This window comes from Amycolatopsis sp. NPDC059027, assembly GCF_042739735.1.
Taxonomy (GTDB): Bacteria; Actinomycetota; Actinomycetes; order Mycobacteriales; family Pseudonocardiaceae; genus Amycolatopsis.
Window position 1 is genome coordinate 25,615 of sequence record NZ_JBHYIK010000037.1, and the last position, 13,631, is coordinate 39,245.

General features: G+C 69.3%; 13 protein-coding genes. 5 read left to right on the forward strand and 8 right to left on the reverse strand.

Annotated features, from left to right (window positions below; translation table 11 throughout):
• Positions 1-43: 43 nt before the first annotated feature.
• Both ACFWY9_RS24980 and ACFWY9_RS24985 read left to right on the forward strand, forming a co-directional pair.
• On the forward strand, positions 44-2,353 hold the full coding sequence (locus tag ACFWY9_RS24980; RefSeq protein ID WP_378340054.1) for an FdhF/YdeP family oxidoreductase: 2,310 nt from the start codon (positions 44-46) through the stop codon (positions 2,351-2,353).
• Between the two features lie 123 nt (positions 2,354-2,476).
• On the forward strand, positions 2,477-3,370 hold the full coding sequence (locus ACFWY9_RS24985; RefSeq protein WP_378340055.1) for a hypothetical protein: 894 nt from the start codon (positions 2,477-2,479) through the stop codon (positions 3,368-3,370).
• 1 nt (position 3,371) lies between these two features.
• Here ACFWY9_RS24985 and ACFWY9_RS24990 read toward each other — a convergent pair whose 3' ends face one another.
• Genes ACFWY9_RS24990 through ACFWY9_RS25000 form a run of 3 tightly spaced genes read right to left on the reverse strand, consistent with a single transcriptional unit; the run spans position 3,372 to position 6,030 of the window.
• On the reverse strand, positions 3,372-4,793 hold the full coding sequence (locus ACFWY9_RS24990) for an LCP family protein (protein WP_378340056.1): 1,422 nt from the start codon (positions 4,791-4,793) through the stop codon (positions 3,372-3,374).
• A gap of 56 nt (positions 4,794-4,849) precedes the next feature.
• On the reverse strand, positions 4,850-5,611 hold the full coding sequence (locus ACFWY9_RS24995) for an SDR family NAD(P)-dependent oxidoreductase (protein ID WP_378340057.1): 762 nt from the start codon (positions 5,609-5,611) through the stop codon (positions 4,850-4,852).
• Positions 5,608-6,030, reverse strand: coding sequence for a VOC family protein (locus ACFWY9_RS25000; RefSeq protein WP_378331032.1), 423 nt, complete (start codon positions 6,028-6,030; stop codon positions 5,608-5,610). The genes ACFWY9_RS24995 and ACFWY9_RS25000 overlap by 4 nt, the downstream gene beginning before the upstream one ends.
• A 65-nt stretch (positions 6,031-6,095) precedes the next feature.
• On the opposite strand from ACFWY9_RS25000, the gene ACFWY9_RS25005 reads away from it, so the two are divergent.
• Positions 6,096-6,767 (forward strand): GntR family transcriptional regulator, encoded by a 672-nt coding sequence (locus ACFWY9_RS25005; protein WP_378331033.1) that lies wholly within the window; start codon positions 6,096-6,098, stop codon positions 6,765-6,767.
• 69 nt (positions 6,768-6,836) lie between these two features.
• On the opposite strand, the gene ACFWY9_RS25010 is transcribed toward ACFWY9_RS25005, so the two are convergent.
• The 3 genes from ACFWY9_RS25010 to ACFWY9_RS25020 form a co-directional block, all read right to left on the reverse strand.
• Positions 6,837-8,075 (reverse strand): MFS transporter, encoded by a 1,239-nt coding sequence (locus ACFWY9_RS25010; protein ID WP_378340058.1) that lies wholly within the window; start codon positions 8,073-8,075, stop codon positions 6,837-6,839.
• Positions 8,072-8,614: an ArsR/SmtB family transcription factor gene (locus tag ACFWY9_RS25015; protein WP_378340059.1), complete on the reverse strand. Its 543-nt coding sequence runs from the start codon at positions 8,612-8,614 to the stop codon at positions 8,072-8,074. Before ACFWY9_RS25015 ends, ACFWY9_RS25010 begins: the two co-directional genes overlap by 4 nt.
• A 157-nt stretch (positions 8,615-8,771) precedes the next feature.
• Positions 8,772-10,142, reverse strand: a complete 1,371-nt coding sequence (locus ACFWY9_RS25020) for an OFA family MFS transporter (RefSeq protein WP_378340060.1) — start codon at positions 10,140-10,142, stop codon at positions 8,772-8,774.
• Between the two features lie 110 nt (positions 10,143-10,252).
• Here ACFWY9_RS25020 and fdhD point away from each other — a divergent pair, with 110 nt between their 5' ends.
• On the forward strand, positions 10,253-11,077 hold the full coding sequence (fdhD, locus tag ACFWY9_RS25025) for a formate dehydrogenase accessory sulfurtransferase FdhD (protein ID WP_378331037.1): 825 nt from the start codon (positions 10,253-10,255) through the stop codon (positions 11,075-11,077).
• Positions 11,078-11,134: 57 nt separating this feature from the next.
• Here the strand turns inward: fdhD and ACFWY9_RS25030 are convergent, their stop codons facing one another.
• Positions 11,135-11,581 carry a nuclear transport factor 2 family protein gene (locus ACFWY9_RS25030; protein WP_378331038.1) on the reverse strand — a complete coding sequence of 149 codons (447 nt, stop codon included), beginning with the start codon at positions 11,579-11,581 and terminating at the stop codon, positions 11,135-11,137.
• A 165-nt stretch (positions 11,582-11,746) separates the two neighbouring features.
• Between ACFWY9_RS25030 and ACFWY9_RS25035 the strand changes: the two genes are divergently transcribed.
• Positions 11,747-12,142 carry an NUDIX domain-containing protein gene (locus ACFWY9_RS25035; RefSeq protein WP_378340082.1) on the forward strand — a complete coding sequence of 132 codons (396 nt, stop codon included), beginning with the start codon at positions 11,747-11,749 and terminating at the stop codon, positions 12,140-12,142.
• On the opposite strand, the gene ACFWY9_RS25040 is transcribed toward ACFWY9_RS25035, so the two are convergent.
• Positions 12,132-13,574, reverse strand: coding sequence for a carotenoid oxygenase family protein (locus ACFWY9_RS25040; RefSeq protein ID WP_378331039.1), 1,443 nt, complete (start codon positions 13,572-13,574; stop codon positions 12,132-12,134). The two genes, ACFWY9_RS25035 and ACFWY9_RS25040, sit on opposite strands and share 11 nt — an antisense overlap.
• Between the last annotated feature and the right edge of the window lie 57 nt (positions 13,575-13,631).

The following is a 13,631-nucleotide window of genomic DNA, read 5'->3' on the forward strand; positions in this document are numbered from 1 at the left end:
ACCCCCGGTTTACCGCCGGGCGGTGAAGGCGCACGATGAGCGGGTGACGCGTGAAGCACCGACCGACGACATCGACGAAGCCCGGCTCGAAACCGGCAAGCCCAAGGGATACGCGGCGGGGATACCCGGCGTGGCCGTTTCGCTTGTCCGCGGTGTCGAGCAGATGGGTGCCGGACGGACGGTCCGCACCCTGCGCCTGCTGAACCAGCGCGAGGGCTTCGACTGCCCAGGCTGCGCGTGGCCCGAGCCGCGCGAGGCCGACGGCGAACACCGCAAGCTGGCCGAGTTCTGCGAGAACGGCGCGAAGGCCGTCGCGGAGGAAGCCACGAAGCGGCGCGTCGGGCGGGAGTTCTTCGCGACGCACTCGGTCGAGGAACTGAACACCCGGACCGATTTCTGGCTCGGCCAACAGGGACGGCTCACCGAACCGTTCGTGTTGCGCGAAGGCGCGACGCACTACGAGCCGATCTCCTGGGACGACGCGTTCACGCTCGTCGCGGACAAGCTGCGCGAGCTGCACGACCCGAACGAGGCGGTCTTCTACACCTCCGGCCGCACCAGCAACGAGGCCGCGTTTCTCTATCAGCTGCTAGTGCGGTCCTACGGGACGAACAACCTGCCGGACTGCTCGAACATGTGTCACGAGTCCTCCGGCGCGGCGCTGTCGGCGGCCATCGGCATCGGCAAGGGATCGGTGACGCTGGCCGACGTGCACCACGCGGACCTGATCGTGGTGGTCGGCCAGAACCCGGGCACGAACCACCCGCGGATGCTCTCGGCACTGGAGACGGCGAAGGGGCACGGCGCCAAGGTCATCGCCGTCAACCCGCTGCCCGAGGCCGGGCTGATGCGGTTCAAGAACCCGCAGAACGTCCGGGGCATGATCGGCAAGGGCACCGCGCTCGCCGACGAGTTCGCGCAGATCCGGCTCGGCGGTGACCTCGCGTTGTTCCAGGCGATCGGGCATCTGCTGCTGGCGTGGGAGGAGGAGGCGCCCGGCTCGATCGTCGACCACGCCTTCGTCACGGACACGACCACCGGGTTCGACGACTACGCGAAGCACCTGCGCGAGATCGACTGGGCAGACGTCGAAACCGCGACCGGCCTGGAGCGCGAGCAGATCGAGCGGATCGCCAGGATGATCGCGACGTCCGAGCGCACGATCTACTGCTGGGCGATGGGGCTCACCCAGCACAAGCACGCCGTGCCGACGATCTCCGAGGTCACGAACCTGGCGCTGCTGCGCGGGATGATCGGCAAGCCCGGCGCCGGGCTGTGCCCGGTCCGCGGGCACTCGAACGTCCAGGGCGACCGCACGATGGGTGTCTGGGAGAAGATGCCGGACGCCTTCATGGACGCGCTGGACGCCGAGTTCGGCATCCACGTACCCCGCGAGCACGGCTGGGACGTCGTCGACTCGATCCGCGCGATGCGCGACGGCCGGGGCAAGGTGTTCTTCGCGATGGGCGGCAATTTCGCCGCCGCCACCCCGGATTCGGAGCGGACCGAGCAGGCACTGCGGTCCTGCGCGCTGACCGTCCAGGTGTCGACGAAGCTCAACCGTTCGCACGTGGTGCCCGGCAAGACCGCGCTCATCCTGCCGACACTCGGGCGCACCGAACGGGACGTGCAGGCCGTGGGCGAGCAGTTCGTCACGGTCGAGGACTCGATGTCGCAGGTGCACATGTCGCGCGGCAGGCTGGCGCCGGCGGACAAGGAGCTGCGCTCGGAGGTCGCGATCATCTGCGGTGTCGCGGAGAAACTGCTCGGCACCGGGCACGCGGTGCCGTGGCGGGACTTCGTCGGCGACTACGACCTGATCCGGGACCGGATCAGCCGAGTCGTGCCCGGCTGCGAGGACTACAACAGGCGGGTCCGCGAGCCGGACGGCTTCGTCCTGCCGCATCCGCCGCGCGATTCGCGGCAGTTCACCGGAACGTCCACCGGTAAGGGCAATTTCACCGTGTCGGAGCTGGAATTCCCGCAGGTGCCCGCCGGACGGCTGCTGTTGCAGACCATGCGCAGCCACGACCAGTACAACACCACGATCTACGGTCTGTCCGACCGCTATCGTGGCGTCGAGAACGCGCGCCGCGTGGTCCTGGTCAACCCGGACGACCTCGCCGCGCTCGACGTCGCCGACGGGTCGATGGTCGACCTGGTGTCGGAGTGGAATGACGGCGACCGTCGCGCGCCGCGCTTCCGCGTGGTGGCCTACCCGACCGCGCGCGGCTGCGCGGCGGCGTACTTCCCCGAGGCGAACGCGTTGGTACCGCTGGATTCCGTGGCCGAGAAGTCGAACACGCCGGTGTCGAAGGCGATCGTGATCCGGCTGGAGCCCGCGCTCGCGTGACCCCTTGGGGCCGCCGATCGGGCGGCCTCGGGGGCATACCTCCGCTTGGCGGTGGTGGCAGGGCCTCACCGGGGTGACGGTGAAAGCGTTCCGCTTTTCCCGGACAAACCGGAAGGCCTTGCCATGTCACGAAGATCGGCCCCGCGCGCGTTCGCCGCCACAGCCGCCGCGCTCCTGTTCGCCGTCCTGCCGGGGCTCGGGCCGACGGCCACCGCCGCCGTCCCTGCCCCGCCGCCGCTCCCGTTCGTCTCCCAGCTCGATCTCTTCTGCCAGGCCACGGACCCCTACACCCCGCCACCGGTTTCGGTGTCGTTCAAGCGCCTCAACCCGGTGCTGGCGAACCTGGGCGGGGACACGGTCCGGCTCGGCACCCGCGACCAGCTCTGCGTGCCGGTCGCGAAGAACGGCAACATCCCGCCCGCGGGCATCGTCGACTTCGTACGGTGGGTCGACCTTTCGTGCTACCGGGTCCAGGGCCGGACCGTCGAATTCCCGCTCCGGTTGAGCCAGCTCAACCCCGTGGTCCGGAAACTCGGCGCACGGGACACCGAGGGCGTCATCGGCACGCCGGAGCAGTTGTGTGTCCCCGTCGCGAAGAACGGCAAGATCCCACCGCCGGACGTCCTGCGCTTCGTCCAGCACATCGACCTCGTCTGCTATTCGCTGAAGCCGCAGGATCCCCTGGGGATTCCGTTGACACTGAGCCATCTCAACCCGCTGCTGGCGGGCCTGCCGAAGTTCGACGTCCGGGTGACCGAGGCCCGTGACCTCTGCGTCCCGGTGCTCAAGAGCGGCGACGAGGTACCCGGCGACGTCCTGAACACCGTGCGCTGGGTGGATCTGGAGAAGTTCGACGTCGTCGGCGGCCCGAACCCCGGCCCCGCCGTGCTGACGCTGAAACTGACGCACCTGAACCCGGTGCTGGCCAAGCTCCCTGTCGAAACCGCGAAGGTCGCCGGACGAGGACAGCTGGCGCTGCCGGTCGCCAAGAACGGCCTTGTGCCACCGGAGAAGTGAGTCAGTCCACGCAGACCACGCCGCCGGAGGTGATCGGCGCGTCGGGGTCGGGCGCGCCCGGCGCTCCACCGCCGCCGTTCACCCCCGGCCCGGAGTAGACCTGCCCGAGCACGACCTCGATGTGCCCCGCCGTGACCGAAGTGGACTGTTCCGTCGCCAAGCCGCCGAGCTGGTTCGCGATGTCCATGGCGCGGTCGGCCAACCCTGCCGGGAACCGCACCACCGACGTCTTCCGCGCCGGCGCGTTACTGGTCTCGCCCGGCTTGAAACCCTTGTCCCGCAACACATCCGCGACACGCCCGGCGAGCCCGGCCTTGCCTCCGGCGTTCGCGACGTCGACGGTCGGGCCGGTGGGCGTCTGCGAGGACGGCGGTGCGCCGCCCGGCTTCGCGATGAGCCCGGCCGCGAAAGCCTTGACCTGTGCGGGATCCACCTGCACCGCGGTCCACGAAGGATGCTGCGGGTTGTAGCGGTAGTCCGGGTTCACCACCGGAACCGTGCCGAACTGGATACCACCGCCGGTGACCCCGCGCATCTGGGCCACGAAGTCGAGCAGGTTCCACCCCTCGTCGAGTACCACCGACCGCTTCACCGCGTCGATGAGGTCGGACAGTTTGACAGGATTCGCCAGCGTGCCACCGGAAAGCACTTTCTTGGCGAGCGAGGCGAGGAAGACCTGCTGGCGGCGCACGCGGTCCAGGTCGCTGCGCGGCAGGTTTTCCCGCTGCCGCACGAAGGCGAGCGCGTCGGCGCCGGAGATCGTCTGCTCGCCCTTGCGGAAGTTCGCGCCGGAGTTCTCGTCCTTGGTGGCCTTGTTCAGGCAGACGTCGACGCCGCCGATCGCCTTGCTGATCTCGTAGAAGCTCAGCAGGTTGACCTCGGCGAAATGGTCGATCTTGACGCCGGTGAGGTCCTCGACCACCTGCCGCGTCGCCCGGCGGCCCGCGGTCAGCGCGGCCTGGGCGGCCTTCGCCTTGTCGGTTTCCCCGGCCCGCTGCTGCCGCTCGGCCTCGGCGAGTTTCGCGGTCCCGAACGCCGAGTTGATCTTGTCCTTGCCACCCGGCATCGAGACATAGCTGTCACGCGGGATCGAGAACGCGTGGACGTCGTGTGTGCCGTTCGGGATGCGCAGCACGATGAGCGTGTCGGTCAGGTCGTCGCCGTTGGCGCCCGCTCGCAGCTCTCGCAGCATGTCCGCGGACAGCGGGTTGCCCTGCCCGTCGGTCCGCGAGTCCCGGCCGACGAGCAGGATGTCCAGCGAGCCGTCGGCGGGTTGTTCCCCGGGCTTGGCCTCGCCCTCCTCGCCGATGACGTCGCTTCTCGTGACCCCGTCGAGCGATTTGAGCGTCGAGTAGCCATAGGCCGTCCCGGCGAAGACGACCAACGCGAGACCCGCGACCACGGCTTTTGCGGCACTGTGCACGTACCTACAGACGCGCGGCCTCGCCTTTCAGCTGCAAAAGTGGCCCGGATCACAGCTCAGGTTCGCAGGTGGGAGGCGCCGTTCAGGTCGAGAATCGCCCCGGAAGCCCAGGTCGCAGCCGGTGAGGCGAGATAGACGACAGCCGCGGCGATCTCCGCCGGTGTCCCGACTCGGCCGAACGGGCTCTGTCCACGGAGGACATCTCCGGACTCCCCCGCCAGCCGATCCGCGACGCGCTCGGTCGCGGTGAAGCCGGGCGCCACCGAGGTGACCGCGATCCCGTGCGGGGCAAGGGATACGGCGAGCGACTGACCGAACGCGTGCAGCGCCGCCTTGCTCGCGCCGTACGCGGGATGATCGGGCTCGCCGCGGAACGCGCCCCGCGAGCCGATGTTGACGATCCGGCCGGACACGCCGCGGTCGATCATGTGCCGGGCCACGCAATAGGTGACGTTCGCCGCGCCAAGGAGGTTGACGTCGACCATGCGCCGCCAGATCCGCTGCCAGTCCACATAGGACACGTCGGCCACGGCGTGCGCGGTGGCCTCGGAGGTCGCGACGGCGGCATTGTTGACGAGCACGTCGACACCGTCGAGAGCTTCCTCCGCGGTGTCGGCGATACCTTGCGCCACAACGGGATCACCGAGATCGCCCGAGACGAGGACGTGTCCTTCCCCTGGCAGCGAGGCACAGGTTTCCTCGGCATCCTCGACACGGGAGCCGTAGTGGACCGCGATCCGGTGGCCCTGTTCGGCGAACGCCCGCGCGACGGCGCGTCCGATACCGCGTGACGCGCCGGTGACGAGAACGCCGGTCATCGGGCGAACAACTGCGACTCGTCACGGAAAGCCTTGAATTCCAAGGCGTTCCCGGCCGGATCGTGCAGGAACATCGTCCACTGCTCGCCCGGCTCCCGGGCGAACCGCCGGTACGGCTCGATGACGAACCGGGTGTCCGCGTCCTTCAGCCGCCCGGCCAGCACGTGGAACGCGTCGACGTCCAGCACGAGGCCGAAGTGCGGCACCGGCACCTCATGGCCGTCGACGGGGTTGCGCCCGGCCTCGGCCCGCGCACCCGGCACGACGTGTGTGACCACCTGGTGGCCGTGGAAATCCCAGTCCACCCACTGGTCGGCGGACCGGCCCTCGGTTAGGCCAAGCACACCCCCGTAGAACTCACGGGCGCGGCCGAGGTCGTCGACGGGGATGGCGAGATGGAAGGCGGGACGGCTGCTCATGGCACTCCTTCGAGTCGGGATGCCCTCACCTTGACTCGTTCATGTTCGAATGTCAACATTAGGACATGAACGCCACACCGCTGCGGCCCGCGGCTCGTCGCGGGCTCGCCGACGAGGCAGCCGACCGGGTCCGCGAAGCGATCTTCGGCGGCCATTTCCCGCCCGGCTCCCCGCTGCGCGAGGTCGAACTGGCCGCGTCGCTGGGGATCAGCCGCGGATCGGTACGTGAAGGCTTAGCGGTGCTGGAGCGCGAAGGGCTGGTCCGCGGCGGCTGGCATCGCCCGACGACGGTGACCGAGGTGACCGCGGCCGACGTCGAGGAGGTGTACTCGGTCCGCGCCGCGCTGGACCGGCTGGCCGCGCTCACCGCACGGACGAAAGCCACCGCCGAGGATTTCGCCGAGCTGGACGAGCTGGTCGCCGCGATGGCAGGCGAGGCGGGCGCGGACGCCGACGGTCCCCGTCTGCTCGCGCTGGACATCGCCTTCCACGACCGGATCTACGCGGCCGCGGGCAACCGCAGGCTCACCGAGGCGTGGCAGGCCGTGCGCTCGCAGGTGTTCCTGTTCCAGCTCCAGCGGATCTCGCTCGGTCACGCGCACTACCAGAGCCGCGTCGTCGCCGAACATCGCGAACTGGCGGCGCTGTTGCGGGACGGCGACCCGGACGAACTCGCCCGCGTCGCCGAGGAACACGTCGATTCCGCGCGCCGCAACCTGCTCACCGGCCTGAGCTGAAGGGGACTTTCCTCTCGTTAGCCGCACTGAAGGGCGCTTTCCTCGCGTCTTATGCGACGAAAGTCCCCTTCAGCCCACCGGCGTTTCGGCACCGCGGGCGGCGGCGAGCGCGGCCTCGATCTTGCGGTTGCTGGTCATGCTCGCGGTCACGATCGTCATCGTCGCGAGCACGGCCGCACCCGCGATGTAGGGCGCCCGGACCCCGGCGTTGCTCGCCAGCCAACCGCCGAGCAGCGCGCCGACCGGTCCCGCCGAGACCGACACCAGCCGCGACGCCGCTATGACGCGGCCCAGCAGCCGTTCGGGGACGATCGCCTGACGCACCGACGGCCCGAGCACCATGGTGGCCGCCATCCCGCAGCCGCACACCGCGTACGCGACTCCGGCCAGCACAGCATTGGGCGCCAGGCCCATCCCGAGCACCGCCGAGGCCTCGATCGCCGCCGTCGCGGTCAGCGCTCCCCCGGTGCCCAGCAGCCGTTCCAGCGGACCGGCGAGGAACGCGCCGAGCAGTCCGCCGACCGCCTCCGTCGTCAGCAGCACGCCGTATCCGGTGGCATCCAGACGCAGCGCGTCCCTGGCATACAGCACCATCACCGCGGCCGCGGCGGCGAAGGCGAAGTTGCCGACAGCGGGCCGCAGCGCGAGCCCGAGCAGGATCCGGTCCCGCACGAGATAACGCGCCCCTTCGCGCGCCGCCGTCCACAGTGGACGCCGAGCCTCGTCACCCGCCGGGGCGGGCGGGAGTGTCCGGATCAGCACCGCGCTCAGCACGAACGACACCGCGTCGACGGCGAACGGCACCATCCGGCCCAGCGCGAACAACGCACTGCCCGCTGGCGGACCGACAAAGCTCTCGCCCGTCGTCTGCGCACCACGCAACCAGGCATTCGCACGCCGCAACGAAGGCTGGTCGCGGCCGAGCAGCGTCGGCAGGTACGCCTGGGCCGCGGTGTCGAAGAAAACCTGCCCGAGGCCGAGGAGGAACGCGAGCCCCATCAGCGCCGGGATCCCGAGTACGCCGGAAACCCCTGCCACGACGGCGATTCCCAGCAGCACGGCCCGCGCGAGGTCGGCGATCCACATCGTGCGCCTGCGGTCCCAGCGGTCGACCAGCGCCCCGCAGAACAACCCGCACAGCGGCCACGGCAGCATGACCGCGAAGGTCACCAGGCTGACCACCATCGGATCGCCGGAGATCCCGACCGCCAGCAGCGGCGCCGCCGCGAAGAGGACACCATCGCCCACAGTGGACACCGCGGACGCCGCCCACAACCGGCCAAAAGATCTCGGCAGCTTCGCGCTCATTTAGTGTCCACCGAACCGGGATCCCGCGGCCGGAAGAACATGACGGCGACGCTCGCGGCGTCCTCCTCGCTGTCCCGTGCTTCGCCGATCTCGTCCAGCAGAGCACGCAATCGTTCGCTGAATTCCTCGAACTTCGCCTCGCTGATGCGGGTGTGCTGCATGCGCACCAACCGGGGCGAGTTCTCCGGCGCCTCGGCGAGATCCGCCAAAGCGTGCCCCATCACGACGTCGGACTGGCCCGGTGCCGGTTCGGGCAGCACGATCCGCCGGGCCGCGTGGGCGTAGTAGCGCTCGACGACCCCGCGGACCTTGTTGGTCCGGACCACCTTGATCAGGCCGGCCCGCTCCAGCGTCCGCACGTGGTGGCTGGAGCTGCCCTTGGCCAGCCCCAGCCGCTCGGCGATCTGCGTGATCGTCGCCGGCCCGTCCCGCAGCACGGCCAGGATCCGGTGCCGCACGAGATTGCTCACGGCACGAAGTTGCTCGGTGGTCTCGACGCGCACGACGTCGGCTTCGGATTCTCCGGACTCCCCAGTCACGAGGATGAATGGTCAAGGGTTCTTGACCATTTGTCAAGCGGTCAGCCGAAGAGCTGGACGACCTTGCGGATCAGCTCGTAGACGCCGTAGGCGAAGGGCAGCACGACCCAGGCCCAGGCGAGCACGATGAGCCAGGCTTTCGGTGGGGTGTGCTCACTCATGCCGCCTCACTCCTCGCCTCGATGGCATCCGCCGCAGCGGGCTCGTGGAACTTCGGATTGACCGGCCGGACCAGCTCGTTGGCGACGAAGCCCACCACGAGCAGGCCGATCATGATGAAGAACGACAACGTGTAGAGCGCGGGCCCGGACTTCCCCGCCGACTTCTCGCCGTCCGCGATCGCGTTGACGATCAGCGGGCCCAGCACGCCCGCCATCGACCACGCGGTGAGCAGCCTGCCGTGGATCGCGCCGACCTGGTAGGTGCCGAAGAGGTCCTTCAGGTACGCCGGGATGGTCGAGAAACCGCCGCCGTAGAAGGACAGGATCACCATCGCGCACAGCACGAACAGCAGCTTGGAGGTGTTCGTCGTCAGCGCGATGACGAGGTACAGCAGCGCGCCGAGGCCGAGGTAGAGCCGGTAGATGTTCTTGCGCCCCACCAGGTCCGAAGTGGACGACCAGACGAACCGGCCGAGCATGTTCGTCAGTGAGAGCAACGCCACGAACCCGGCGGCCGCCGCCGCGCCGACCGGCGTCGAGGTCGCCTTGAAGAAGTCGGTGATCATCGGTGCGGCCTTCTCGAGGATGCCGATGCCCGCGGTGACGTTGAAGCACAGGATCACCCACAGGAGCCAGAACTGCGGGGTCTTGATCGCGTTGGCCGCGGACACGTTCGCGGTGGTGATCATCGCGGTGCCGTGATCGGTCTTCGGCTCCCAGCCCTTCGGCCGCCAGTCGTCGGCGGGCACCCGGACGAGCAGCACCCCGAACGCCATGAACACCGCGTAGACCAGGCCGTGCACCAGGAATGCCGTCGCCACCACGCCGACGGACCAGGACGCGGGATTCGTGCCGAGCATCGAGGACGACCACGGCGAGGCGATGAGCGCGCCGCCACCGAAGCCCATGATCGCGATGCCGGTGGCCATCCCCGGCCGGTCCGGGAACCACTTGATCAGCGTCGAGACCGGGGAGATGTAGCCGATACCGAGCCCGATCCCGCCGATCCCGCCGTAGCCGAGCACCACCAGCCAGTACTGCTTCGTGGCCACACCGAGCGCCGCGAGCAGGAACCCCGAGCTGAAGCAGGAGGCGGAGACGAACATCGCCCAGCGCGGCCCGTTGCGCTCGACCAGTGTGCCGCCGAACGCGGCGGACAGCCCGAGCATGACGATGCCCAGCTGGAACGGCAGGGCGCTCTGCGTGCCGGTGAGCCCGAGGGTCTTCTCCAGCGGGGGTTTGAACACGCTCCACGCGTAGGCCTGGCCGATCGAAAGGTGGACCGACAGCGCCGCGGGCGGAACCAGCCAGCGGGTCCAGCCGGGCGGTGCGACGATGCGGGAGCGGCCCAAGAAGCCAAGGCCCATCGGATGCCTCCGTACTCTGGGGTGGTGCAGGGAATGTATTACCCGAATCGGCGTGTTGCACCCTCAGCGGGCCGAAAGGTTCGGCAAGTCGGGCGAAAGGTATGGACCGGATGGGCAGGGTGACGGTACGCAGGCCGGTGCGGCGGCTGACCGCGACCGGGCTGCGGCAACGGCCGGACACGCTGGCGGCGGAGGAACCGCTGGAACTGCGTGTCGGCGGCAAGGCGCTCGCCGTGACCATGCGCACACCCGGCAACGACGTCGAGCTCGCCCACGGCTTCCTGCTGTCGGAGGGCGTGCTCGGCTCCCGTGAGGACATCGCCACCGCCCGCTACTGCGACGGCGTCGACGATCAGGGCCGCAACACCTACAACGTGCTCGACCTGGCGCTGGCCCCCGGGGTCCCGGCACCCGAGACGGGCGTGGAACGCAACTTCTACACGACGTCCTCCTGCGGTGTCTGCGGCAAGGCGGCCCTCGACGCCGTTAAGCTGCGGAGCCGCTTCTCCCCCGCCACCGCCCCCCTCGCCGTCAAGAGCGACGTCCTCGCCACCCTTCCGGATGCCTTGCGCGCCAAGCAAAAGGTCTTCTCCAGCACCGGCGGGCTGCACGCGGCCGCCCTGTTCACCGCCGACGGCACGCTGGTGGCCGTCCGCGAGGACGTCGGCAGGCACAACGCCGTCGACAAGGTGCTGGGCTGGGCCCTGCTCGAAGACCGGATCCCGGCGGGCGACCTCGGCCTGCTGGTGTCCGGCCGGGCCTCGTTCGAACTCGTGCAGAAGGCGGCGATGGCCGGTGTCGGCCTGCTGGCCGCGGTGTCGGCGCCCTCCTCGCTGGCGGTGGAACTGGCCGAGGAGAACGGCATCACGCTGGTCGGATTCCTGCGCGGGGAAAGCATGAACCTGTACACCGGCGACCACCGCGTCCTCGTCTGACGAGACACGGCCCCGGAGAAGTCCACAGAGGACAGACGCGCGGAAAGCCCGCGGCGGCTACCGAGGACCCTTCGGATCGAAGGCTTGCGCCACGGCGAGGCTGTCCTCGTAGACGTGATGCCGGGTGACCAGGCCGTCTTCGACGGTGAGGTGCAGGGCGAACCGTGCGCGGTAGGCGCGTCCGGTGGACCGGGCGGTCTGGCGGATCTCGCCGAGCACGACCGCCTCGTCCCCGTCGACGAGGATGCGCTCGACCTCGGTGGCCACGGCCTCCGGCACGTGGTTTTCGGCGAGTTCGCGGTAGTGCGCGGCGGCGTCGGCGCGGGTCGAACGGTGGCGGATCCACGGGGTCGCCGCCCGGCCGTGTTCGTGGTCCGGCCAGTCCAGTTTCCAATCGCCGTGCTCGGCGTACAGTTCCGCGATGCGCTCGGGGTCGCCTTCGCCGATCCGGCGCAGCAGTTCGTCCACCACGGCACGCGTGGTCGTGGGCACGGACACGGTCATCCTCGGTTCCTCCAGTCCGGAAGCTCGCACCTCCCGACACGAGGCGCGCAGCGCGAAGAGCACCATGATCACCGGCACCGGCGACCCCGGCAATTACCTCCGGGGTAAAGCCCGCGGCTACGCTCGGCGAGGAACGGAATCCCTTCCCCAGAGGACATCGTGAAGATCATCGACAAGATCGCGTGGCTCCGCCTCGACGACGGCAAGATCCTCAGCACGCGCTCGCGAGGCAAGGACGTCTACTACTTTCCCGGCGGCAAACGGGAAACCGGCGAGTCCGATCTGGACACTCTCGTCCGGGAGATCGACGAGGAGCTGGCGGTCACCATCGACCGCGCCACCGCACGCCACGTGGGCACCTTCGAGGCCCAGGCACACGGTCACGACACCGGGATCACGGTCCGGATGACCTGCTACACCGCCGAATACGACGGCGTCCTCGTGCCCAGCAGCGAAATCGAGGAGATCGTCTGGCTCACCTACGCCGACCGCGACCGCGTGTCCCCGGTCGACCAGGTGATCTTCGACCACCTCAGCGCGGCCGGGCTGCTCACTCGGTAGGCGCCCAGTTGCCGTGGAAGCCGTGCGGCACGCGGTCCGGCAGGTGGATCGCGCCGACGGTTTCCAAGGTCGCCGCGTCGAGCAGCGTCAGGTCACTGCGCTGCGTCGCCGCGTCGAACACGAAGCCCATCAGCACCCCGTCGTCCTCCGCGGCGCCGGCCGAGGCGGGCACGAACACGAACTCTCCCGGCTGCCGCCCTCGCCCGAAAGACCGCACGGCGGAAGAACCCGCCTCGAAATCGTGCTTGTACAGCGCGTCCGACGGCGTCGCGCCGTCCTCAGCGGCCACCGAGTAGCCGTAGCGGTGACGACGGCCCACGAGGCGTTCGTCGACGCGCGGGAATTCCTGGCCGCGGTCGTCGAGCCGCTCTTCGAGGACCTTGCCCGCGGTCAGGTCCACGGTCCAGCGGTCCAGGGTCGGCGCGCCCTCGCCAGGGCCGTGCAGCTGGCTGTCGAACATCTTCGGATGCCGCACGACGTCCAGGACGATGCCGTCGCCCTCGTCGTAGGCGTTGAGCGGGTGGAAGACGTAGCACGGCTCGACCTCGAACCAGCGAACGTCGGCGTTGCCGCCTTCGCGCGGCATGACCCCGATCCTCGCGGGGTATCGCGGGTTCCAGCGGTACGGCAGATCGCCGTTCGACGCGATCTTCCCGGCGGCGCGCGCCGAGATCGGGTCCGGGATCCGCACACGCCCGAGCATTGCCGAGACGACCAGCTTCGCCGGCGTACGCAGGATCGGCGGCACCGTCAGGTTGACCGCGGCCTCGGCGTTGAATGTCACCGGCAGGTCGTAGAAGACGACATGGTTTTCGGTCAGGGAGAAGTCGTGCATCATCGGTGAGCCGGTCACCTCGATGTCGACCGTGCGGCGCGCGTGTCCGTGCACGTCGATCACCGAGTACTGCACGCGGTTGCCGTTCCCGAAGAAGTACGAGACGGCGTGGAGCTCGCCGGTTTCCGGATCGCGCTTCGGGTGCGCCGTGTAGCCGCCGGGCAGGGTGCCGTCGAAATCGCACTGGCCCACGGTGTCCAGCTCGTCGGTCAGCTCATAAGCGGCGACGCCCGCCTCGATCAGCGCGAGGGTCTTGCCTGCGTGGCTGATCACGTTCGTGTTGGCGCCGATCGCGCTGAACCCGCACTCCGGTCCCGGTGTCCGCCTGCCGTCGAGGAGTTCGGCGACATACGGATTGCGGACCCACCGGTTGCGGTACCACTCGGCCCGCCCGTCCCGCAGCCGGACGCCGTGCACCATGCCGTCGCCCATGAACCAGTGGTAGGTGGCCGGGTCCACCTCCGAGAGCGGGTTCGGCCCGTTGCGCAGGTAACGGCCGTCCAGATACTCGGGGATCCGCCCGGTCACCTCGAGTTCGGTGATCGTGTGCTCCTGGCTGACCGGAGCGAAGTTGCCTTCGAGGAACTGGTTGCCCATGACGATCCTTCTTCCCGCACGCCCATAACCCTGTTATGCCCCAGGTATAACAGGGTT

Bases quoted from the DNA above. Each gene is read 5' to 3' on its own strand.
- ACFWY9_RS24985 (WP_378340055.1), top strand. From the start codon at position 2,477: ATGTCACGAAGATCGGCCCCGCGCGCGTTCGCCGCCACAGCCGCCGCG.
- ACFWY9_RS24995 (WP_378340057.1), bottom strand. From the start codon at position 5,611: ATGACCGGCGTTCTCGTCACCGGCGCGTCACGCGGTATCGGACGCGCC.
- ACFWY9_RS25000 (WP_378331032.1), bottom strand. From the start codon at position 6,030: ATGAGCAGCCGTCCCGCCTTCCATCTCGCCATCCCCGTCGACGACCTC.
- ACFWY9_RS25005 (WP_378331033.1), top strand. From the start codon at position 6,096: ATGAACGCCACACCGCTGCGGCCCGCGGCTCGTCGCGGGCTCGCCGAC.
- ACFWY9_RS25010 (WP_378340058.1), bottom strand. From the start codon at position 8,075: ATGAGCGCGAAGCTGCCGAGATCTTTTGGCCGGTTGTGGGCGGCGTCC.
- ACFWY9_RS25020 (WP_378340060.1), bottom strand. From the start codon at position 10,142: ATGGGCCTTGGCTTCTTGGGCCGCTCCCGCATCGTCGCACCGCCCGGC.
- fdhD (WP_378331037.1), top strand. From the start codon at position 10,253: ATGGGCAGGGTGACGGTACGCAGGCCGGTGCGGCGGCTGACCGCGACC.
- ACFWY9_RS25030 (WP_378331038.1), bottom strand. From the start codon at position 11,581: ATGACCGTGTCCGTGCCCACGACCACGCGTGCCGTGGTGGACGAACTG.
- ACFWY9_RS25040 (WP_378331039.1), bottom strand. From the start codon at position 13,574: ATGGGCAACCAGTTCCTCGAAGGCAACTTCGCTCCGGTCAGCCAGGAG.